Below are 20118 nucleotides of genomic sequence, written 5' to 3'. Positions count from 1 at the left end.
GTGCAGGGACCAGCAGGTCGACGGTTGAAGGCGCGCGGCGATGTGGGACGCGCCGGACAGGCGCGAGCCACGCTGCCGTGACTTTGTGGGATCGGGCTACCGCGGTCGGCCGGGAACAAGAGGGGGTCGGAACGTCGCCAAGGGATCGTCCTTAGTCTCGTTTCACGGACCACAACATGTTTCGCTGTACGAATCGGCATTGTGATTAGTGCAACGCGTGTCTAGAGTCCGCGGCATCGCAGCGCCAAGACGCCGCGCATGGAGACGACCGGATGACCTTGCCTCTGCCCCTGCCCACCGCGCAGCCGCCCTTCGATGGCGCAGTCACGGGCGCGGGTGCGCGCGCGCACGCCGGTCGTTCGACGGAGGTGCCCTTCAGCGCTGGCACGCAGCCGCCCGCGGCGCCGCTGCCGGCCGGCGCCTGCGACTGCCACCTGCATGTCTATGACGGCGCCTTCCCGGCCGTTTCCGGTGCCCGGCTGCTGCCGCCCGATGCCTCGGTGGCCGACTACCGGCTTCTGCAGCGCCGCACCGGCCTGCAGCGGGCCGTGGTGGTCACGCCCTCCACCTACGGCTCTGACAACCGGCCGATGCTCGCGGCCTTGCGCGCCCTGGGCGACGCTGCCCGCGGCGTGGCCGTGATCGACGGCAGCGAGTCCGACGGGTACCTGGCGCAGCTGGATGCGCAGCGCGTGCGCGGCGTGCGGCTGAACCTCTCGCTGGGCGTGGGCACGCATGCGGACATGCTGGCGCCCATCGCACAGCGCATCGCGCCGCTGGGCTGGCACCTGCAGCTGCTGATGCCGGCCGATCTGCTGCAGGCCCAGGCCGCCGTGCTGGCCGCACTGCCCGTACCGCTCGTCTTCGACCATTTCGCGCGGCTGTCGCCCGGCGATGCCGGCCGCCATCCCGCGCATGCCGTGGTGCTGCAGCTGCTGCGCGCCGGCCGGGCCTGGATCAAGCTGTCCGGCGGCTACCTGGTGAGCCCCACGCGCAGCACCGAGGACCCGGCGCTGGACGACCTCGCACGCAGCTTTCTCGACGCCGCGCCGGAGCGCGTCGTCTGGGGCAGCGACTGGCCCCACGCCACCGCCTCGGCCGGCCTGCAGCCCCTGCCCGACGACGCCTGCCAGCTCGACCGGCTGGCGCAGTGGACCGGCGGCGCCGAGCGCCTCGCGCAGGTGCTGGTGCGCAACCCGGCGGCGCTGTACGGCTTCGGCCCTTCCATCGAATTCCAAGGAGACCCAGACACATGAACCCGACCTTCCTCACCCGCCGCTCTCTCATCGCTGGTGCTGCCGCCCTGCTGGCTACCGGCAGTGCCCTGGCCCAGGGCGACTGGCCCACCGGCCGCGTCATCACCTGGGTCGTGCCCTACCCGCCCGGCGGCAGCACCGACGTGCTGGGCCGCGCCGTGGCACAGAAGCTCGGCGGCTCGCTGGGCACCAACATCATCGTGGACAACCGCGCCGGCGCCACCGGCACCATCGGCGCGGCCTACGTCGCCAAGTCGGCGCCGGACGGCTACACGCTGCTGGGCACCTCCATCGGGCCGCAGGCCATCGCGCCGCACCTGATGGGCAAGCTGCCCTACGACCCCATCGGCAGCTTCGCGCCGGTGATCACCATCGGCACCATCCCGCACATCCTGGTGGTTGGCGCCAACCAGCCCTACCGCAGCGTGGCCGAGCTGCTGGCCGCGGCCAAGGCGCAACCCGGCAAGCTGGCCTTCGCCTCGGGCGGCACCGGGACCATCCTGCAGATGCAGGGCGAGCTGCTGGCGCAGCAGACCGGCAGCCGCTTCATCCACGTGCCCTACAAGGGCGACACCCCCGCGCTGCAGGACACGCTGGGCGAGCAGGTGAACTTCATGTTCGCCCCGGCCGCGGCGGCGCTGCCGCATGTGCAGTCGGGCCGGCTGCGCGCCCTGGCCGTCACCTCGGCCGCCCGCCTCAAGGCCCTGCCCGACGTCCCCACCATGGGCGAGGCCGGCATCAAGGACTTCGTCGTCGAACAGTGGCAGGCCGTCTTTGCGCCCGCCGGTACGCCCGCTCCCGTGGTGGACCGCCTCAACCGCGACATCAATGCCGCCCTCAAGACGCCCGACCTGATCGCCCTGGCCGACAAGCTGGGCATCACGCTGGTGGGCGGCACGCCCGCACAGCTGGGCGCGCTGCAGAAGTCCGACTCGGCCAAGTGGGCCGAGGTCATCCGCAAGGGTGGCATCAAGGCCGACTGATCTTTTTTCTCCTCCCTTCTTCCTTCTTCCTTCTTCTTTCGAACCGAGCCAACGCCATGAGCCAACTCCCCGACATCGTCCGCGACATCGAGCGCGTCTCTTCCGAAGTGGTTGCCAAGGCCGCGACCTTCCAGGCCGCCATCCTGGCCGACGTGGCCGGCCGCCGCGGCACCATGAATGCCCGCGTCGCGCCCGTGCACCACAGCATGGCCGTGGCCGGCCCGGCCTTCACCGTCGAAGTGCGCCCCGGCGACAACCTGATGATCCATGCCGCCATCGCGCTGGCCCAGCCGGGCGACGTGCTGGTGATCGACGGCAAGGGCGACCAGACGGCCGCGCTCATGGGCACGCTGATGCTCAGCGCCTGCAAGAAGCGCGGCCTGGCCGGCGTGATCGTCGACGGCGTCATCCGCGACAAGCTGGAGCTGCTGGAGCTGGACTTCCCGGTCTTCAGCGCCGGCTTCAACCCGGCCGGCCCCACCAAGTTCGTGCCCGGCCGCATCAACCATCCGATCTCGGCCGGCGGCGCCAGCGTCAACCCCGGTGACCTGGTGGTGGGCGATGCCGACGGCGTGGTCGTCATCGAGCGCGAGAAGGCGCCCGCCATGCTGGCCCTGGCCGACAAGAAGGTGGCCGACGAAGCCGCGCGCCTGGATGCCATCTCGCGCGGCGACACGGCCTCCAAGTGGCTGCCCGCCGCGCTGCGTGCGGCCGGCGTGCTGAAGGAAGGCGAAGCGTTGTGAGCACCGTCCTCGTCACCGGCGCCGACCTGGCGCCGCAGGCCCTGGCCCTGCTGAACAACATGGAGGTGGTCTACGCCGGCAAGGCGCCGACCGAGGACGACCTCATCGCGCTGTGCCAGCGCCACGACCCGGTGGCCATCATCGTGCGCTACGGCAAGGTCGGCGCGGCGGTGATGGACGCGGCGCCTTCGCTCAAGGTCATCTCCAAGCACGGCAGCGGCACCGACACCATCGACAAGGTGGCGGCCAAGGCACGCGGCATCGAGGTGGTGGCCGCCGTGGGCGCCAACGCCGCGGCCGTGGCCGAGCAGGCCCTGGCCCTGATGCTGGCCTGCGCCAAGTCGGTGGTGCCGCTGGACGCGCGCATGCACGCCGGCCACTGGGACAAGGCCACGCACAAGAGTCTGGAACTGGGCGGCCGCACCGTCGGCGTCGTGGGACTGGGCGCCATCGGCCAGCGCTTCGCGCGCATGGCGCACGCGATGGACATGCGGGTGCTCGGATTCGACCCCTTCGCCAAGAACCTGCCCGACTACATCCAGAGCGCGGACCTCGCCACGATCTGGCGCGAGGCCGACGTGATCTCGCTGCACTGCCCGCTGACCGACGAGAACCGCGGCATGCTCAATGCCGACACGCTGGCCCAGTGCAAGCGCGGCGTGATCGTGGTCAACACCGCGCGCGGCGGCCTGATCGACGAGGCCGCGCTGCTGGCCGCCGTGCGTTCGGGCCAGGTGGCCAGCGCAGGCCTGGACAGCTTCGCGGTCGAGCCGATGACGGCGGGCCACCCCTTCCAGGGCCAGGAGCGCATCGTGCTGAGCCCGCACATCGGCGGCGTGACCAGCGACGCCTACATCAACATGGGCGTGGCGGCAGCGAAGAACCTGCTGGCCGTGCTCGCGCGCGGCTAAGCCCCGCCCTGCGGCGATCCACAAAGGAGACAAGAACCATGATCCATCGCCTTCCGCGCGGCCTGTTCGTCGCCGCGTTCGCGACCGCCCTGTGGGGCTGCGCCAGCCCGCCCCCCGTGGCGCAGCGGCCCTCCGAGGCCAGCATCGCCGCTCACGTTGCTGCCGCCACGCGCGCGGCCGGCACCGACCTGGGCGAGGTGCTCACACTGTGCAAGCCGGTGCCCACCGCCCGGCCGGTGCAGAACGAGGATTCCGACCGCGGTCTGCGTGCCCTCATCAACCGTCCGCCGCCGCCCCCAGGCCGGGCCTTCGACAACCTGTACTTCGTGGGCGGCGACTGGGCCAGCGCCTGGGCCGTGGACACGCCCGAGGGCATCATCCTGATCGACGCCCTCAACAACCAGGCCGAGGCCGCGGCGCTGATCGAGGGCGGCATGCGCAAGCTGGGGCTGGACCCGGCGCGCATCCGCTACATCGTGGTCACCCATGGTCATGGCGACCACTACGGCGGCGCGCCCTACTTGGCGCAGAAGTACGGTGCCCGCGTGGTCATGAGCGACACCGACTGGACCATGATGGAGACCCGGCTCGAATTCGCCACGCCCATCTGGGGTGCGCCGCCCAAGCGCGACATCAGCGTCAAGGACGGCGACAAGCTGACGCTCGGCGGCACCAGCCTCACGCTGTACGTGACGCCCGGCCACACCTGGGGCACGCTGTCGCCGGTGTTCGACGTCACCTGGCAGGGCCAGAAGCACCGCGTGCTGCTGTGGGGCGGCACCGGCTTCAACTTCGGCGCCGACATTCCGCGCATGGAAGCGTATGGCAACTCCACGCAGCGCATGGCCAAGGTCGTGCGCACCGAAGGCGTCGACGTGATGCTGTCCAACCATTCGCGCGTGGACGGCTCCCAGGGCAAGCTCGCCAGGCTGCGTCAGGCGGGCACCACCGGCCCCAACCCCTTCGTGGTGGGCGAGCCCACGGTCGAGCGCACGCTGACCGTGATGAACGAATGCTCGCTGGCCCAGCGGGACCGATTCGCCCTGCTGCCCTGACGCCATGAACACGACTTCGCTCAAGGCCTCCGGCCTGCTCGCCGCTGCCCTGTTCGGCCTTGCGGCCGCCGCACCCGATGCACGGGCCCAGCCGCCCGCCTACCCGACCAAGCCCGTACGCCTGGTCGTCGGCTTCTCGGCCGGCGGCCCCACCGACGTGGTGGCCCGCGCCTTCGCGGACTACGCCGCTCGCACGCTGGGCCAGCCCTTCCTGGTGGACAACAAGCCGGGCGCCAACACCATCCTCGCGGCCGAAGCCGTGGCCGGCGCCCCGGCCGACGGCTACACGCTGCTGCTGGGCGCCACCAACCACACCATGATCCCGGCGCTCTACAGCAGCCGCGTCAAGTTCGACGCCGTGCGCTCCTTCGCGCCGGTGTGCAGCCTGGCGGTGAGCCCCACGGTACTGGTGGTGGGCCCGTCGATGAAGGTGCCCGATCTGGCCACCTTCCTGCAGCAGGTGAAGGCCGCGCCGGGCCAGCGCACCTATGCCACGCCGGGCGCCGGCAGCTCGGGCCACTTCGCCAGCGAGCAGTTCACGCGGCTGACCGGCACGCGCATGAACCACATCCCCTACAAGGGCGCGGCGCAGGCCGTCACCGACCTCGTGGGCGGCCAGGTGGACAGCTCCTTCGCCACCCTCGGCTCGGTGCTGCCGCAGGTGCAGGCCGGCAAGCTCACGGCGCTGGCCGTGGCCGCGCCGCAGCGCTCGCCTTTGTTGCCGCAGGTGCCCACCTTCGACGAGGCGGGCGTCAAGGGCTACCGGGCCGATGCCTGGTACGGCCTGCTGGCGCCGGCCGGCACGTCGCCCGCCGTGCTGGCGCTGCTGCAGAAGACCGCGCAGGACTTCGTGCGCCAGGGCGCCACGCAGCAGAAGCTGCGCGGCCTGGGCATGGAAAGCCAGCATGTGTGCGGCGCCGATTTCGGCGAACAGCTGGCGCGCGAGGTCAAGGCCTACGGCCAGCTCGCGCGCGAACTCGACCTCAAGCCCGAGTGAGCCTGCGGGGCCCGGCGTCGGCGCGACCGAGGCGCCGGTGCCGAGGGCACCCACCGGGTGGCCGTGCAGGCTGCCCTCGCTGCGATGAAGGCGGCCGTCCGTGCTGCCCCCTTTTTTTCCTTCCAACCAATGACTCCGGAGATATGCGTGTGGCCTCTTCCAAGTTCTCGTTGATCCGTCGCCTGCTCGTCGCCAGCCTGGCGACGGCGGCCTTCGCCGCGCACGCGGCCTATCCCGAGCGCCCGATCACCATCGTCGTGCCCTACGCCCCCGGCGGCGCGGCCGATGCCATGGCGCGTGTGATCGCGGCCAAGCTGGGCCCGAAGCTGGGCACCAGCGTGATCGTGGACAACCGCGCCGGCGCCAGCGGCACCATCGGCGCCGCCTATGCGGCCAAGGCTGCGCCCGATGGCTACACCGTGCTCTACGACGCCACGCCCTACGCCATCAACCCGCACCTGTTCCCGCGCATGCCCTATGCGGCTGATGCGCTGCAGCCGCTGTCGCTGGTGCTGACCATGCCCAACATGCTGGTCACCAAGGCCGATTCGCCGTACAAGACGGTGGCGGACCTGGTGGCCGCGGCCAAGGCCCAGCCCCACAAGATCAACTTCGCCTCGGGCGGCGCCGGCACGGTGCAACGTCTGGCGGCCGAGCTTTTCCGCCAGAAGCTGGGGCTGGACATGGTGCATGTGCCCTACAAGAGCGGCGGCCCGGCCATCACCGACACGATGGCGGGCCAGGTGGACTTCATGTTCGCCACCGTGGCGGCCAGCTATCCGCTGGTGTCGTCCGGCAAGCTGCGCGCCCTGGCCGCGACCTCGCCCCAGCGCTCGCCGCGCCTGCCCGACGTGCCCACCGTGGCCGAGACCGTGGTGCCGGGTTACGAGGCCTATGAATGGAACGGCATGCTGCTGCCCGCCAAGACGCCCAAGGACATCGCCGACAAGCTGCAGAAGGCCTTGGCCGAGGTGCTGAAGGACGAGGAGGTGCTGCAGCGCATGAAGGACCTGGGCGCGCAGCCCATCGGCTCCACGCCCGCCGCCTTCGCCGATTTCCTGAAGAAGGAAGACGCCAAGTGGGGCGAGGTGGTGCGCAAGGGCGACATCAAGCTGGATTGAAATGAGACCACCCCGTTTGGACTTCCTCACTGCGTGTGGAAGTCCCATCCCCCTCAAGGGGCGCACCCGGCGGCCGGGCCAAGCCCGTTCCGCGGGTGCACTGGCGTGGCCTGCTCCGCGGCCATTCGATCAGGAGTGTGGCGCCGGTTTCCAGGCCATGCGGGTGTCGCGTCGGCGCGGTGGACCACTGACATGGCCGCCGCGCTGACGCTGCTGCAAACGGTGCCCCATTCGGCCGGCGTTGCGCGGCCGGGCTTCGCATTGCCTGCCGGGGCCTGCGACAGCCACATGCACATCTTCGACCCGCGCTTCGCGCCGTCGAAGCACTGGAAGCGCCAGCCGCCGGATGCGCCGGTGGCGGTCTATCGGCAGCTGCAGGCGCGGATCGGCACGCAGCGTGCTGTGGTCGTGACGCCCTCCACCTATGGCACCGACAACGCCTGCACGCTCGACGCGCTGGCGCAGATGGGCGGGGCCGCGCGCGGCGTGGCGGTGGTCGAGGCGGGCGTGGATGCGGCCGAGCTGCAGCGGCTGCATGGCCTGGGTGTGCGGGGTCTGCGCGTCAACTTCGTGACGCCGCAGTCCTGGGGCACGACCACGCCCGACATGCTCGCCACGCTGGCGGCCAAGGTCGCGCCGTTGGGCTGGCACATCCAGGTCTTCGTGCATCCGGAGCAGCTGCTGGCCATGGCCGCGCTGCTGCGCAGCCTGCCCGTGCCGCTGGTGGTGGATCACATGGCGCGGCTCGACCCGGCGCAGGGCGCGAGCGGCGATGCCTTCGACCTGCTGTGCCGCCTGCTCGATGCGGGCAACACCTGGGTCAAGCTGTCGGGTGCCTACATGCGCTCGGCCATCGGCGGCCCCGGCTACGACGACACCGTGGCCGCGGGGCAGGCGCTGGTGCGCCGCGCGCCCGAGCGCCTGGTCTGGGGCAGCGACTGGCCCCACACCACCGAGACGCCGGGCAGCGTGGACGATGCCGCCCTGGTCGACCTGCTCGCCCGCTGGTGCGAGGGCGATGCGGCGCGCATCGCGCGCATCGTGGTCCACAACCCGGCGAAGCTCTACGACTTCGGCTCCGTGCCTTCCGCCTGAAAGAACGCGAACCATGTTCCTTCTCCAACCGCCCCAGGTGCGCGAACTCTCGCTGTTCAGCGCCATGCCCGACGAGTTCCGGCGTCCGCGCCGCAGCGACTGGGCCGACGCCAACCGCGGCGGCACGCCCACCGACTCTTTCCTCGAAGGCCCGGTGCTGGGCGACGACGGCCATCTCTACCTCACCGACATTCCCTGGGGCCGCGTGTTCCGCGTCGACCCGCAGGGCCGCTGGTCGCTGGTGACCGAGTACGACGGCGAGCCCAACGGCATGAAGTTCCTCGATGCCGGCACGCTCCTCATTACCGACTACAAGAACGGCCTGATGCAGCTGAACGTGGCCAGCGGCCGCGTCACGCCCTTCCTGGCGCGGCGCAACAGCGAACGCTTCAAGGGCGTGAACGACCTGGTGTTCGACCGCGCCGGCAACCTGTACTTCACCGACCAGGGCCAGACCGGCCTGCACGACCCCACCGGGCGGCTCTACCGCCTCACGCCCGACGGCCGACTGGACCAGCTGCTGGGCAACATCCCCAGTCCCAACGGCGTGGCGCTGTCGCCGGACGAGAAGGTGCTTTACCTGGCCGTGACCCGCGGCAACTGCGTCTGGCGCGTGCCGTTGCTGCCGGACGGCAGCGTCTCGAAGGTGAGCCAGTTCTTCACCTCCTACGGCCCCAGCGGCCCCGACGGCCTGGCCGTGGACGCGCAAGGCCGCGTACTGGTGGCCAACCCCGGGCTGGGCTACCTGTGGGTGCTCAACACGCGGGCCGAGCCGGTGCAGGTGCTGCGCGGCCCCGCGGGCGCCTCCATCACCAACCTGGCCTTCGGCGGTCCGGAGCGGCGCACGCTCTTCGTCACCGATTCCACCCACGGCCGCGTGATGACCGCCGAGATGGACGTGCCGGGCCTGCCGCTGGCGCGGCGCGGCTGAGGCGCCCTCCACGGCGCCTGCGCCGAACACATTGCATTACCACCGGAGACATCACTTGCGAATTTCACGCCCCTGGCTGGCCGCCGCACTGGCCGCCTTCACCGCCTTTGCCACGCCTCTTTCCTGGGCGCAAGGCGCCTATCCGACCAAGCCGATCCGCGTGATCGTGCCTTTCGCCGCCGGCGGCCCGGCCGATGTCGTGGCGCGCGAGCTGGCCCAGTCGCTGGCGCCCACGCTGGGGCAGCCACTGGTCGTCGAGAACCAGGGCGGCGGCGCGGGCGTGCCGGCGCTGGGCACGGTGTCGCGTGCGCCGGCCGATGGCTACACGCTGCTCTTCGCCGCGTCCGGCAACGTGGTGATCCAGCCGCTGCTGACGAAGACCCGCGTCGACGTTCTCCAGCAGCTGTCGCCCGTGGCCATGGTGACCACCAGCCCCCATGTGCTGGTCGTGTCGAGCAAGCTGCCCGTGCACACGGTGAAGGAGTTCGTCGCCTATGCCAAGGCCCACCCGGGCGAGGTCAACTTCGCATCGGCCGGCGTCGGTGGCCTGGCGCATCTGGGCACCGAGCTGTTCCAGCGCGCCGCGGGCATCGATGCGCGTCATGTGCCCTACAAGGGGACCTCGCAGGCCATGTCCGACCTGGCCGGTGGCCAGGTCCAGGCCATGTTCAGCAGCCTGCCTTCGATGAAGGGCCTGATCGACAAGGGCGTGATCCGCGTGATCGGCGTCACGGCCCCTTCTGCCTCGCCGGCCTACAAGGGGATTCCGGTCATCAAGGACGCCGGTGTCCCCAACTTCGAATACACGACCTGGTATGGCCTCTACGGTCCCGCCGGGCTGCCCGCGGCGGTGGTGGACCGGCTCGGCGCCGCGCTCGCCGGCCTTGCCGCCGACAAGGCCTTCGACGAGCGGCTGCTGGCCCAGGGCGTCGACCTGTCGATCAGTTCGGCCAAGGAGTTGGGCGAGCGCACGCGCCGCGAAACCGCCACCTGGGACAAGGTGATCCGCGACGCGGGCATCCAGCTGAACTGAACTGAGCCCGCGCGCTGGCTGCCCGCATCAGGGATGCCAGCGTGACACGACGGGCGGCGTGGCTGGCGAGCGCCCGCCCGCGAGCGCATACGACAGCTGGTTGGCCGCCGCCACCACGCTGAGCGCGTACTTCTCCAGCCGCTCCTTCGTGAGCCGCGAGCTGGGGCCTGAGATGCACATCGAGCCCAGCAGGTGCCAGCCGGTGCGGAACACCGGCGCGGCCACGCTCGACACGTCGGGCTCGCGCTCTCCCAGCGACATGTGGAAGCCGCAGGTGCGGATCGTCTCGTAGGGCTCGCCCTGTGCGCCGCTGAAGGCCAGGATCACCCGCCCCGGCGCGCCCAGGTCCAGCGGCAGCCGCGCGCCGATGCGCACGTGGTGCCGCACCGACTGCGGCCCCTCCACCCGTGCCACGCAGGCCCGGATGTCGCCCTCGCGCACGTAGAAGGACGCGCTTTCGCCCGTGAGCTTGACCAGCTCGTGCAGCGCCGGTTCGACCACGTTGTTGACGTCGAAGCCGGCCTGGTAGCGCGCGCCCAGCCAGCCGGCTGCCGGCCCCAGTCGCCATTGCCCGGCGTCGGTCTGCACCATGTAGTGCGACTGCGCCAGGGTGCGCGCCAGCCGCAGCACGGTGGTCTTGTGCATGCCGCAGCGGCGGCTCAACTCGGCCAGGGTAAGGGCCGACTCGCCCACCTCGAAGGCTTCCATCAGCGACAGGGCGCGCGTGACGGCGATCACGCCGCCATCGCCACGGGCTTCGGTCGCTTCTGTTGGGGTGGATTCGTTGCGCATGTCGGACCTCGGTTCGCTGAACGAAACGACATTGTATGGATTGAAACCCCCACCTAGAGTGCGGTCCGGACGCAATCCTTGCGTTCAATACACAGTCGGAGACAGACCCGTGAAGACATCCCGCCGCGCCGCGCTGGCGTTCGCCGCCGCATCCCTCCTCGCCGCCACCGTGGCCCAGGCCGACACCTGGCCCTCCCGCCCCATCCGCCTCGTCGTGCCCTTCCCGGCCGGCGGCGGCACCGACATCATTGCCCGCGAGCTGACCAACAAGCTCACCAGCTACGGCTACAACTTCGTGGTGGACAACAAGCCGGGCTCCGGCGGCAACCTGGGCGTGGACGCCGCCGCCAAGGCCGCGCCGGACGGCTACACGCTGGTGCTGGGCCAGACCAGCAACCTGGCGATCAACCCCACGCTCTACGCGAAGCTGCCCTACGACCCGGTGAAGGACCTGACGCCGATCAGCCTGGTGGCGACCTCGCCGCTGGTCATCGTGGCGGGCACTGCGACGCCCTACAAGACGCTGGACGACCTGGTGAAGGCGGCCAAGGCCAAGCCCGACAGCATCAACTTCGCCTCGTCCGGCAACGGCACGGTGTCGCACCTGGCGATGGAGTCCTTCCAGAAAGCCGCGGGCATCAAGCTCACGCACATTCCGTACAAGGGCGCGGCCCAGGGCATCACCGACGTGATCAGCGGCCAGGTGCAGCTGTACGTGTCCTCGGTGCCCACGCTCCAGGCGCACATCAAGTCCGGCAAGATGCATCCGCTGGCGATTACCTCGCTGCAGCGCGCGGCGGACCTGCCGCAGGTGCCCACCGTGGCCGAGTCCGGCTACAAGGGCTTCGAGGCCATCACCTGGTTCGGCATCGCGGGCCCGGCCGGTCTGCCCAAGGACATCGTGGCCAAGCTCAACACCGACATCAACAAGGCGCTGCAGGACACCGCACTCAAGCAGAAGCTGTCGGGCCAGGGCGCCGACGTGCAGGGCAGCAGCGCCGCCGACTTCGCCAAGCTGATCCGCGACGACATCCCGCGCTGGGGCAAGCTGGTGAAGGATTCGGGCGCGAAGGTGGATTGAGGTCCGGCCCGCGCGCGGACGGCGACAGCAAAGAAGAAGGCCCTGCCGCGGCGATGCGGGCAGGGCCTTTTCTTTGGGTGAGCGGCACGCAGGCCGCTCGCGGGATCGTCCGCCTTCAGGCGAGCACGGTGCCGCTCGCTTCGCCCAGGCCGATGCGCACCGCACCTTCGCGCTCGCACCAGCCGCGCAGGATCAGCGTGTCGCCGTCCTGCAGGAAGGTGCGCTGCTCGCCGTTGGGCAAGGTGATCGGCTGCTTGCCGCCCACGCTCATCTCGGCCAGGGAGCCGGCGGTGTCCAGCGACGGGCCCGACAGCGTGCCCGAGCCCATCAGGTCGCCGGGCTGCAGATTGCAGCCGTTGACCGTGTGGTGGGCCACCAGCTGCGCCGGCGTCCAGTAGGCCGCTTCCTTGAGCTTGCCGAGCGACAGGCGCGTGGGCGCCTGGCCGTCGGCGCGCATCTTGGCGGTCTGGATCAGCACCTCCAGCTGCATGTCGATGTGGCCGTGCGCGCGGTTGGCGGCGCCGTCCAGGTAGGGCAGCGGCTGCGGGTCGCCCTCGGGCCGGCTGAAGGGCGCGCGAAAGGGCGCCAGCGCCTCCATGGTCACGATCCACGGCGAGACGGTGGAGCCGAAGTTCTTCGACAGGAAGGGGCCCAGCGGCTGGTATTCCCAGGCCTGGATGTCGCGCGCCGACCAGTCGTTAAAGAGAGCCACGCCGAAGAGGTGGCCCTCGGCCTGGTCGATGGCCACGGGCTCACCCAGTGCATTGCCCTGTCCGATGAACCAGGCGAGCTCCAGCTCGTAGTCCAGCCGCTTGCAGGGGCCGAAGCTGGGTTCGGCGGCGTCGGGCGCCTTGGTCTGGCCCCGCGGGCGCTTGAAGGCGGTGCCGCTCGGAATGATCGAGCTGGCGCGGCCGTGGTAGCCGATGGGCACCCACTTGTAGTTGGGCAGCAGCGGGTTGTCCGGGCGGAACTGGCGGCCGATGTTGGTGGCGTGGTGCACGCTCGTGTAGAAGTCGGTGTAGTCGCCCACCTTGCAGGGCACCGCGAGTTCGCAGGCCGACTGCGGCACCAGCGCCGCGGCCCAGGCGGCCTTCTGCGTGCTGCCCTGGGCCAGGCCGTCGGACAGGCGCTGGCGCAGCGCCACGCGCTCGGCGGGCGCGGCGGCCATCAGCGCATTCATGTCGTCATGGTCCACCAGGCCGGCGGCGCGCAGGTCCAGCACCTGGTCGCCGATGGCGACGCCGATGCGCAGGCTCGTGTCGCTGCTGCCGGCTCGGCGGAAGCGGCCGAAGGGCAGGTTCTGGATCGGGAAGTCGCAGCCCGCCACGTTGGCGGATTCCACCCAGCTGCGCAGGTGGGGGTTGTGGGTCTTGTCGAGAAGGGTCATGGCAGAAGAAGGTGGTGCGGGTGTCAGTCGGCGGTCATGCCCGCCTTGCGGGCCACCTCGCCGAGGCGTTGGTATTCGGACTGCGTGAGCGCGGCCAGTTCCTCGGCCGTGCTGGCGCGCGGCGTGAAGCCGGCGTGCAGCAGCTTGTCGCGCACCGCGGGTTCGGCCAGGGCTTCGGCGAAGGCCTGGTTGAGCGTCTTGACGATGGCCGGCGGCAGGTTGGCCGGGCCGTAGACGCCGAACCAGGGCTCCAGCGCATAACCCTTCAGGCCCGTCTCGGCGATGGTCGGCACGTCGGGCAGCGAAGGCGAGCGCGTCGGCCCGGCCACCGCCAGCGCGCGCAGCTTGCCGGCCTGGATGTGCGGCAGCGAGGCCGGCAGGTTGTCGAACATCACGCCCACCGTACCGCCCAGCAGGTCGGTGATGGCCGGGCCGCTGCCCTTGTAGGCCACGTGCGTGAGCTGCGTGCCCGTCATCTGCGCGAACAGCACGCCGGCCAGGTTCATCGAGGTGCCGGCGCCCGCCGTGGCGTAGGGCAGGCCGGGCGTCTTCTTCGCGGCGGCGATCAGCTCGGGCACCGACTTGATGGGCGAGCTGGTCGGCACTTCGAGCACGATGGTCGAGGTGCCCAGCAGGCCGATGGCGGTGAAGTCCTTGCGGGGGTCGAAGGGCACCGACTTGTAGATGTGCGGATTCAGCGCGTTGGTGGAGATGGCGCCGAAGCCGATGGTGTAGCCGTCGGCCGGGGCTTTGGCCACCACGTCCATGCCGATGTTGCCGCCCGCGCCGCCGCGGTTGTCGATGACCACCGGCTGGCCCAGCTTCTCGGCCACGCGCTGACCGACGGTGCGCGCCACGAGGTCGGTGGTGCCGCCGGCGGTGTAGGGCACGATGAAGCGGATCGGCTTGGAGGGGAAGTCGGCCGCCTGAGCCTGACCGCCAAGCACCGCGCCGATGCCCAGTACGCATGCGGCTCCAATGCGGGAGACGCCGCGGAACCGGCTTCGCCGGGCCGCTGGCGGCGCCCCCTTGAGGGGGGATCGGCTTGCGCGGTGGGAGCAAGAAACGGGGGGGAGCTTGTTCATGCTTTGAATTGGTCCTTCAGGCCCGCCCAGCAGTCGGCGTAGTCGTGGTCCAGCGGGGCGGTCTCCATCGCGAAGGCGGTGGGCACGAAACGGTAGCGGCTCTCGAACATGAAGGCCAGCGTGTTGTCCAGCTTCTGCGGCTGCAGGTTGGCGCTGGAGGCCTTCTCGAAGGCCTCTTCGTCGGGACCGTGCGGCACCATGGCGTTGTGCAGGCTGGCGCCGCCGGGCTTGAAGCCGCCCGGCTTGGCGTCGTATTCGCCATACACCAGGCCCATGAACTCGCTCATCAGGTTGCGGTGGTACCAGGGCGGACGGAAGGTGTCCTCCATGACCAGCCAGCGCGGCGGGAAGATCACGAAGTCGCAGTTGGCGGTGCCCGGCGTGTCGCTGGGCGAGGTGAGCACCGTGAAGATGGACGGATCGGGATGGTCGAAGCTGATCGAGCCGATGGTCATGAAGTTGACCGTGTCGTACTTCACCGGCGCCAGGTTGCCGTGCCAGGCCACCACGTTGAAGGGTGTGTTGCTGGCCGGCGCGCGCCAGAAGCGGCCGCCGAATTTCTTGATGAGTTCGTAGGGGCCGGCCGCGTCTTCATAGGCCGCCACGGGCGCCTGGAAGTCGCGCGGATTGGCCAGGCCGTTGGAGCCGATGGGCCCCAGCTCCGGCAGGCGGAACTGCGCGCCGTAGTTCTCGCACACGTAGCCGCGCGACGGGCCGGCGCCGGCCTCGGTGTCGGGCAGCGCCACCTTGAAGGCCAGGCCGCGCGGCAGCAGGGCGATCTCGCCCGGCTTCACGTCGAGCACGCCCAGCTCGGTGGTGATGCGAAGGCGCCCCTGCTGCGGCACCACCAGCAGCTCGCCGTCCGCATTCACGAAGGCGCGGCGGTCCATCGACTTCGTGGCCAGGTACACGTGGGCGGCCACGCCCGTCTGCGCATCGGCGTCGCCGTTGGCGGCCAGGGTGCGCATGCCTTCGACGAAGTCGGCTTCCACGCCAGCCTCGAAGGGGATCGGGTGCCAGCGCAGCGGCTCGGGGGCCAGCGCAGCGGCCCGGTCGCCGCCGGTGGTCCACAGCGGCTGGGCCCAGGCCTGGTAGCGGCCGGCCACCACGCTGGGCTGGCGACGGTACAGCCAGCTGCGGCGGTTCTGGTGGCGCGGTGCCGTGAAGGCGGTGCCGGAGATCAGTTCCGGGTACAGCTGCAGCGGCGCGCGCTGCGGGCTGTTGCGGCCCTGGGGCAGCGCGCCGGCCACGGCCTCGGTGGCGTATTCGTTGCCGAAGCCGCTCTGGTAGCGCAGGGAGGAAGAGGTGTCGGAGGCGGTCATGGAAATCCTCGCAAGTGGGACGGGCCGGCCTCACACCACAAAGTGCGCGTCCGTCCGGGGTTGGCTCCAATTGGTTTTAGTGAAATGCGTTCGACTATGCCGAACTGGTGGCCAGTGTAGGCCGGGCATCTGGTAATGTCTAACGATTTACAAATCAGCGAATTCAGGCGGGCCATGGCGGAAGACGGCGAACGCGGCGTGCAGCGCGGCATCCAGAGCATCGAGGTGGGTGGGCAGTTGCTGCAGGCACTGGTGCACACCGGCCGGCCGATGCCGTTGAAGGTGCTGGCGCAGGAGGCCGGCATGACGCCTGCCAAGGCGCATCCTTATGTGGTGAGCTTCGGGCGCCTGGGCCTGATCGAGCAGGACGGTGCCACCGGCCACTACCAGCTCGGCCCGCTGGCACTGCAGCTGGGGCTGATCGCCATGGCGCAGACCAACCCGGTGCAACTGGCCGCGCCGGTGATCGAGGCGCTGGCGCGCCGCACGGGCCACACGATGGCCCTGGCGGTGTGGGGCGAGCGCGGGGCCACCATCGTGCGCACGGCCGAGTCGCCCGCGGCGGTGCATGTGGCCATGCGCCACGGCACGGTGTTCTCGCTCACGGGCACCGCATCGGGCCGGTTGTTCGGAGCCTATCTCGACGAGGCCGTGGTGCGCGCTGCGCTGGAGGCCGAACGCGCCCGCGTCCAGCAGGGCCGCGCCGACGCCGAGGCCGGCATGCCCGCGCCGCCGCCGCTGCCCGACTGGGCCGCCTTCGAGGTCCAGCTGCGTGAGGTGCGCAAGCGCGGCCTGTCGCGTTCCGAAGGGGAGGTGCTGCCCGGGATCAGTGCCATGGCCGCGCCGGTCTTCGATGCCGCCGGGCGCATCGTCATCGCGCTGACGGCCATCGGCGCCTCCGCCGTCTTCGACACGCGCTGGGATGGCCGGCTGGCGAAGGCCCTGCGCGAGGCGGCGGCGGACATCTCGACGCGTCTGGGCGCCCGCAGCGCCGGCTGACCGGCCGCTGCGGCATCGCTGCAACGGCCCCCCCCACAAGGCAGTCGGCCGTCGCGCAGAGAGGCGCCAGCCCCGGCGATACTCGCGCTTTTTCCAGACGACGGTCCTGCGGCCGTCCCCCTTGCCCGCGCCCATGTTCAGAAAGCCACTGACGCGCCATGTTCTCTGCATGTCCGGTGGGGCGGTGCTGGCCGTGGTGTTGTGCCTGGCCTTCGGCTACTGGTCCGTGCAGCGCGACCGGGCCGAGCAGGCCGGCGAACTGGCCGACAGTTACGTCAATCTGGCCCGCCGGATCACCGGCGAGGCGGTCGAGGCCATCGAGGCCATCCACGCCGCCTCGGCCGCATGCGGGCCCGAGGACATCGCGCGCCTGCGCTCCCTCATTCTCAACAGCCGCTTCCTCAAGGCCGCCGCGCGCCTGGAGAACGGTCAGGTGGTCTGCAGCTCGATCGTGGGCCGGGTGGACCCGCCGACGCCGCCTCCGCGCGTGGACCTGGCCGGCGCGGGCGGGCGGCGCATCTCCTTCAACGTGGCCGAGCTGGGCGCGCCCGACAGTCGCTCGATGGTGATCCGCGAAGGCAATGCCATGGTCTCCATCCATGCGCGCACCTTCATCGACCTGGCCGATCCGCGGCTGGATTTCGCCCTGGTGGCCAAGGACGGCGACGTGGGGCGGCTGCTGTACACCAACACGCCGGCGCTGCAGGGCCTGGAGCGCGTCTCCGGCACCGAAGGGTCCCTCACCTTCAACGGGCATCGCTACGAGGTGCGCTGCCTGCATGCCTACATCGGCTGCATCGTGGCGGCACTGCGGGCGCCGCAGGGCGTTTGGGGTTCGCCCGTGATGCTGGAGATGGGCGCTTTCGGCCTGTTGCTGGGCCTGAGCGGTGGCTTCGCCGCCAGCGCCTTCATGGGGCGCTCCCGCTCGCTCAGCCGCCAGTTGCTGCTGGCCATGCGCAGCGGCGAGTTGCGCGTGGTCTACCAACCCATCGTTCGCCTGTCCGATCGCCGCCGCGTGGGCGCCGAAGCACTGCTGCGCTGGACCGATGCCACCGGCAAGCCGGTGAGTCCCGACGCCTTCATCAGCGAGGCCGAGCGCAACGGCATGATCGGCCAGGTCACCCGCTTCGTGATCAGCCGCGTGCTGGAAGACCTGGGCGACGGGTTGCGCCGACGGCCCGACTTCCAGGTCACGGTCAACGTCTCGGCCGACGACCTGATGGACAGCGGCTTCCTGCCCTTCCTGTCGTCACGGCTGCAGGCCGCGCGGCTGCAGGCCTGCAGCATCGGGCTGGAGCTCACGGAGCGCACCACGGCCAACAGCCGCGAGCTCAGCCGCGTCATCGCCCGCGTGCGCGAGGCGGGGCACAAGGTCTACATCGACGACTTCGGCACCGACTATTCGAGCCTGTCGTACCTGTCGCGACTGCGGGTGGACGCCATCAAGATCAACCGCACCTTCATGCAGGCGCTGCACGACCAGAGCGACCAGGACACCATCGCACCGCAGATCGTGGTGATGGCCGAGGTGCTGGGCCTGACCATGGTGGTGGAGGGCATCGAGGAAGAGCAGCAGGCCGCCTACTTCCACACCCTGGCGCCCGATGCGCTGGCGCAGGGGTGGCTGTTCAGCAAGCCGGTGGAGGCTTCGCATCTGTTCACGGCATGACCTAGAGAGTCACCCCCCATGCCGCTTCGCGGCTCCCCGCGAACTCAGCCCTGCTTGGCCGCTTCCAGCACGTCCCGCGTGCGCTCGGCTTCGCGACGGGCGGCGGCGGCGAAGTCGGGGCCGCTGCTGGCGTAGCAGATGGCGCGGGAGGAGTTGACGATGATCGGCGCGTCCTCGCGCCAGCCGGCGCGCACGGTGGCGACGGCATCGCCGCCCTGGGCACCCACGCCGGGGATCAGCAGCGGGACCGTCGGCGCGAGCTCGCGCACGCGGCGGATCTCCTGCGGATAGGTCGCACCCACCACCAGGCCGAGCTGGCCGTTGAGGTTCCACGGCCCTTGCGCCAGCGCGGCCACATGCTCGTACAGCAGCGGCTGGCCCGGCACGTCGGCCAGGCGCTGGCCCTGCAGGTCGGCGCCGCCGGGGTTGCTGGTGCGGCACAGCAGGAAGGCGCCCTTGTCGGGATAGCGCAGGTAGGGCGAGACGGAATCGAAGCCCATGAAGGGCGACAGCGTCACGGCGTCGGCGCCGTAGCGCTCGAAGGCCTCGGCCGCGTACTGCTCGGCGGTGGAGCCGATGTCGCCGCGCTTGGCATCGAGGATGACCGGCACCTGCGGAGCCACGGCCCGCATGTGGGCCATCAGGCGCTCCAGCTGGTCCTCGGCGCGGTGCGCCGCGAAGTAGGCGATCTGCGGCTTGAAGGCGATCACCAGGTCGGCCGTGGCCTCGACGATGGCGGCGCAGAAGTCGTAGATGCGGCTGGCATCGCCCTTCATGCCGTCAGGAAAGCGGGAGGGCTCCGGGTCCAGCCCCACGCACAGCATGGAGCGGTTCTGGCGCTGCGCGGCCTGCAGCTGATCGAGGAAAGACATGGGGCGCGATTCTAGGAGGCGCCCTCGGGTCGGCTGTGCCGGCGCCGGGCGCCCGCGCGGGGGGCGGCCTGCGGGCTGCGGCGCCGCGCGCCGTGCGCTCAACCGGCTGCGGCGGCCAGGCGCTCGAACTCGGCCGCCGCCAGGCACAGGTCGGCCCAGGCGCGTGCCTTGTCGGCCGGGGTGCGCAGCAGGTAGGCCGGCGCATAGCTGGCGACCACGGCAGTGCGGCCGTCGGCGCAGCGGCCGACCTGGGCCCGCAGCCGGCCCAGCGGCTGGGCGCCGAGCAGCTGCTGCGCCGCCAGCGGGCCCAGCGCCAGCACCATGCGCGGCGCGAGTTCGCGGCAGGCATGGTCGAAGCCGGCCTCGAAGGGCTCGTCGTCCTCGCCTTGCGGCACGCCTGGCGCGGGACGGTGCACGCGCTGCAGGTGCACGGGCGCAGGGCCAGCGTGCAGACGCAGAGCGCGCAGCATCTGGTCGAGCAGGCGGCCGGCATCGCCGGCGAAGGCGGCGCCATGGCGGCCATCGGGGCCGGGCGGCATGTCGACCAATACCAGCCAGCCGCGGGGTGCGGGCGCATCGCCGCCGGCACCCGGCGGCAGGTACAGGCGTTGGGCCGGCTCGATGCGCACGGCGGGTGCGGCGCTGCTTCGCGACGATGGGGCGGGCGCGGCCCCACGCGGTGCGTCGGTCGCGGCACGGCGCACGGGCGCGGCCGGGGCGGCATCCTGGCGGAAGGCGGGCGGCTCGGTGGCCGGCGGCGGCATGTCCTGCGGCGGCATGTCGTCG

General features: G+C 70.9%; 19 protein-coding genes. 13 read left to right on the top strand and 6 right to left on the bottom strand.

All coding sequences use genetic code 11. The features are described from left to right. The first annotated feature begins 272 nt into the window (after positions 1-272). The 10 genes from QZ772_RS23115 to QZ772_RS23070 all read left to right on the top strand — a co-directional run bounded on the left by QZ772_RS23115 (position 273) and on the right by QZ772_RS23070 (position 10125). Entirely contained in the window at positions 273-1256 is a 984-nt protein-coding gene (locus tag QZ772_RS23115; protein ID WP_295531650.1) for an amidohydrolase family protein, read from the top strand. Next, positions 1253-2239, top strand: coding sequence for a tripartite tricarboxylate transporter substrate binding protein (locus tag QZ772_RS23110; protein ID WP_295531646.1), 987 nt, complete (start codon positions 1253-1255; stop codon positions 2237-2239). The genes QZ772_RS23115 and QZ772_RS23110 overlap by 4 nt, the downstream gene beginning before the upstream one ends. A gap of 56 nt (positions 2240-2295) precedes the next feature. Continuing rightward, positions 2296-2982, top strand: a complete 687-nt coding sequence (locus tag QZ772_RS23105; protein WP_295531643.1) for an RraA family protein — start codon at positions 2296-2298, stop codon at positions 2980-2982. Continuing rightward, positions 2979-3893 carry a hydroxyacid dehydrogenase gene (locus QZ772_RS23100; RefSeq protein ID WP_295531640.1) on the top strand — a complete coding sequence of 305 codons (915 nt, stop codon included), beginning with the start codon at positions 2979-2981 and terminating at the stop codon, positions 3891-3893. The genes QZ772_RS23105 and QZ772_RS23100 overlap by 4 nt, the downstream gene beginning before the upstream one ends. 38 nt (positions 3894-3931) lie before the next feature. After that, entirely contained in the window at positions 3932-4948 is a 1017-nt protein-coding gene (locus QZ772_RS23095) for an MBL fold metallo-hydrolase (RefSeq protein WP_295531637.1), read from the top strand. Between the two features lie 4 nt (positions 4949-4952). Continuing rightward, positions 4953-5945 carry a tripartite tricarboxylate transporter substrate binding protein gene (locus QZ772_RS23090; protein WP_295531634.1) on the top strand — a complete coding sequence of 331 codons (993 nt, stop codon included), beginning with the start codon at positions 4953-4955 and terminating at the stop codon, positions 5943-5945. Between the two features lie 170 nt (positions 5946-6115). After that, positions 6116-7066, top strand: a complete 951-nt coding sequence (locus QZ772_RS23085; protein ID WP_295531905.1) for a tripartite tricarboxylate transporter substrate binding protein — start codon at positions 6116-6118, stop codon at positions 7064-7066. A 192-nt stretch (positions 7067-7258) separates the two neighbouring features. Beyond that, on the top strand, positions 7259-8161 hold the full coding sequence (locus QZ772_RS23080; protein WP_295531631.1) for an amidohydrolase family protein: 903 nt from the start codon (positions 7259-7261) through the stop codon (positions 8159-8161). Positions 8162-8174: 13 nt separating this feature from the next. Next, positions 8175-9092 carry an SMP-30/gluconolactonase/LRE family protein gene (locus QZ772_RS23075; RefSeq protein ID WP_295531628.1) on the top strand — a complete coding sequence of 306 codons (918 nt, stop codon included), beginning with the start codon at positions 8175-8177 and terminating at the stop codon, positions 9090-9092. Between the two features lie 55 nt (positions 9093-9147). Further along, the gene (locus QZ772_RS23070) at positions 9148-10125 is read left to right on the top strand and encodes a tripartite tricarboxylate transporter substrate binding protein (protein WP_295531626.1); all 978 of its coding nucleotides are present in this window, start codon (positions 9148-9150) and stop codon (positions 10123-10125) included. Between the two features lie 27 nt (positions 10126-10152). On the opposite strand, the gene QZ772_RS23065 is transcribed toward QZ772_RS23070, so the two are convergent. Beyond that, positions 10153-10917, bottom strand: a complete 765-nt coding sequence (locus QZ772_RS23065; protein ID WP_295531623.1) for an IclR family transcriptional regulator — start codon at positions 10915-10917, stop codon at positions 10153-10155. 109 nt (positions 10918-11026) lie between these two features. Here QZ772_RS23065 and QZ772_RS23060 point away from each other — a divergent pair, with 109 nt between their 5' ends. Beyond that, positions 11027-11998, top strand: a complete 972-nt coding sequence (locus QZ772_RS23060) for a tripartite tricarboxylate transporter substrate binding protein (RefSeq protein WP_295531620.1) — start codon at positions 11027-11029, stop codon at positions 11996-11998. 115 nt (positions 11999-12113) lie between these two features. Here QZ772_RS23060 and fahA read toward each other — a convergent pair whose 3' ends face one another. The 3 genes from fahA to hmgA form a co-directional block, all read right to left on the bottom strand. Continuing rightward, on the bottom strand, positions 12114-13385 hold the full coding sequence (gene fahA, locus QZ772_RS23055; protein ID WP_295531617.1) for a fumarylacetoacetase: 1272 nt from the start codon (positions 13383-13385) through the stop codon (positions 12114-12116). A gap of 23 nt (positions 13386-13408) precedes the next feature. Then, on the bottom strand, positions 13409-14332 hold the full coding sequence (locus QZ772_RS23050) for a tripartite tricarboxylate transporter substrate binding protein (protein ID WP_295531614.1): 924 nt from the start codon (positions 14330-14332) through the stop codon (positions 13409-13411). Between the two features lie 134 nt (positions 14333-14466). Further along, positions 14467-15792 carry a homogentisate 1,2-dioxygenase gene (gene hmgA, locus QZ772_RS23045; protein ID WP_295531611.1) on the bottom strand — a complete coding sequence of 442 codons (1326 nt, stop codon included), beginning with the start codon at positions 15790-15792 and terminating at the stop codon, positions 14467-14469. A 174-nt stretch (positions 15793-15966) separates the two neighbouring features. On the opposite strand from hmgA, the gene QZ772_RS23040 reads away from it, so the two are divergent. Both QZ772_RS23040 and QZ772_RS23035 read left to right on the top strand, forming a co-directional pair. After that, the gene (locus QZ772_RS23040) at positions 15967-16791 is read left to right on the top strand and encodes an IclR family transcriptional regulator (protein WP_295531608.1); all 825 of its coding nucleotides are present in this window, start codon (positions 15967-15969) and stop codon (positions 16789-16791) included. 133 nt (positions 16792-16924) lie between these two features. Then, positions 16925-18460 (top strand): EAL domain-containing protein, encoded by a 1536-nt coding sequence (locus QZ772_RS23035; protein ID WP_295531605.1) that lies wholly within the window; start codon positions 16925-16927, stop codon positions 18458-18460. A 44-nt stretch (positions 18461-18504) separates the two neighbouring features. Here QZ772_RS23035 and pyrF read toward each other — a convergent pair whose 3' ends face one another. Together pyrF and QZ772_RS23025 are read right to left on the bottom strand one after the other, a co-directional pair. Further along, positions 18505-19332: an orotidine-5'-phosphate decarboxylase gene (gene pyrF / locus QZ772_RS23030; protein WP_295531602.1), complete on the bottom strand. Its 828-nt coding sequence runs from the start codon at positions 19330-19332 to the stop codon at positions 18505-18507. 98 nt (positions 19333-19430) lie between these two features. Further along, positions 19431-20118, bottom strand: a 688-nt coding sequence (locus tag QZ772_RS23025; protein ID WP_295531599.1) for a uracil-DNA glycosylase family protein, incomplete at its 5' end; no start/stop codon positions are given.

The sequence above is a fragment of the uncultured Pseudacidovorax sp. genome (genome assembly GCF_913773995.1).
In the GTDB taxonomy this organism is placed as follows: Bacteria; Pseudomonadota; Gammaproteobacteria; order Burkholderiales; family Burkholderiaceae_C; genus Xenophilus.
The sequence above is the reverse complement of the archived record's forward strand: the minus strand, read 5'-3'. Positions and strand labels throughout refer to the sequence as shown.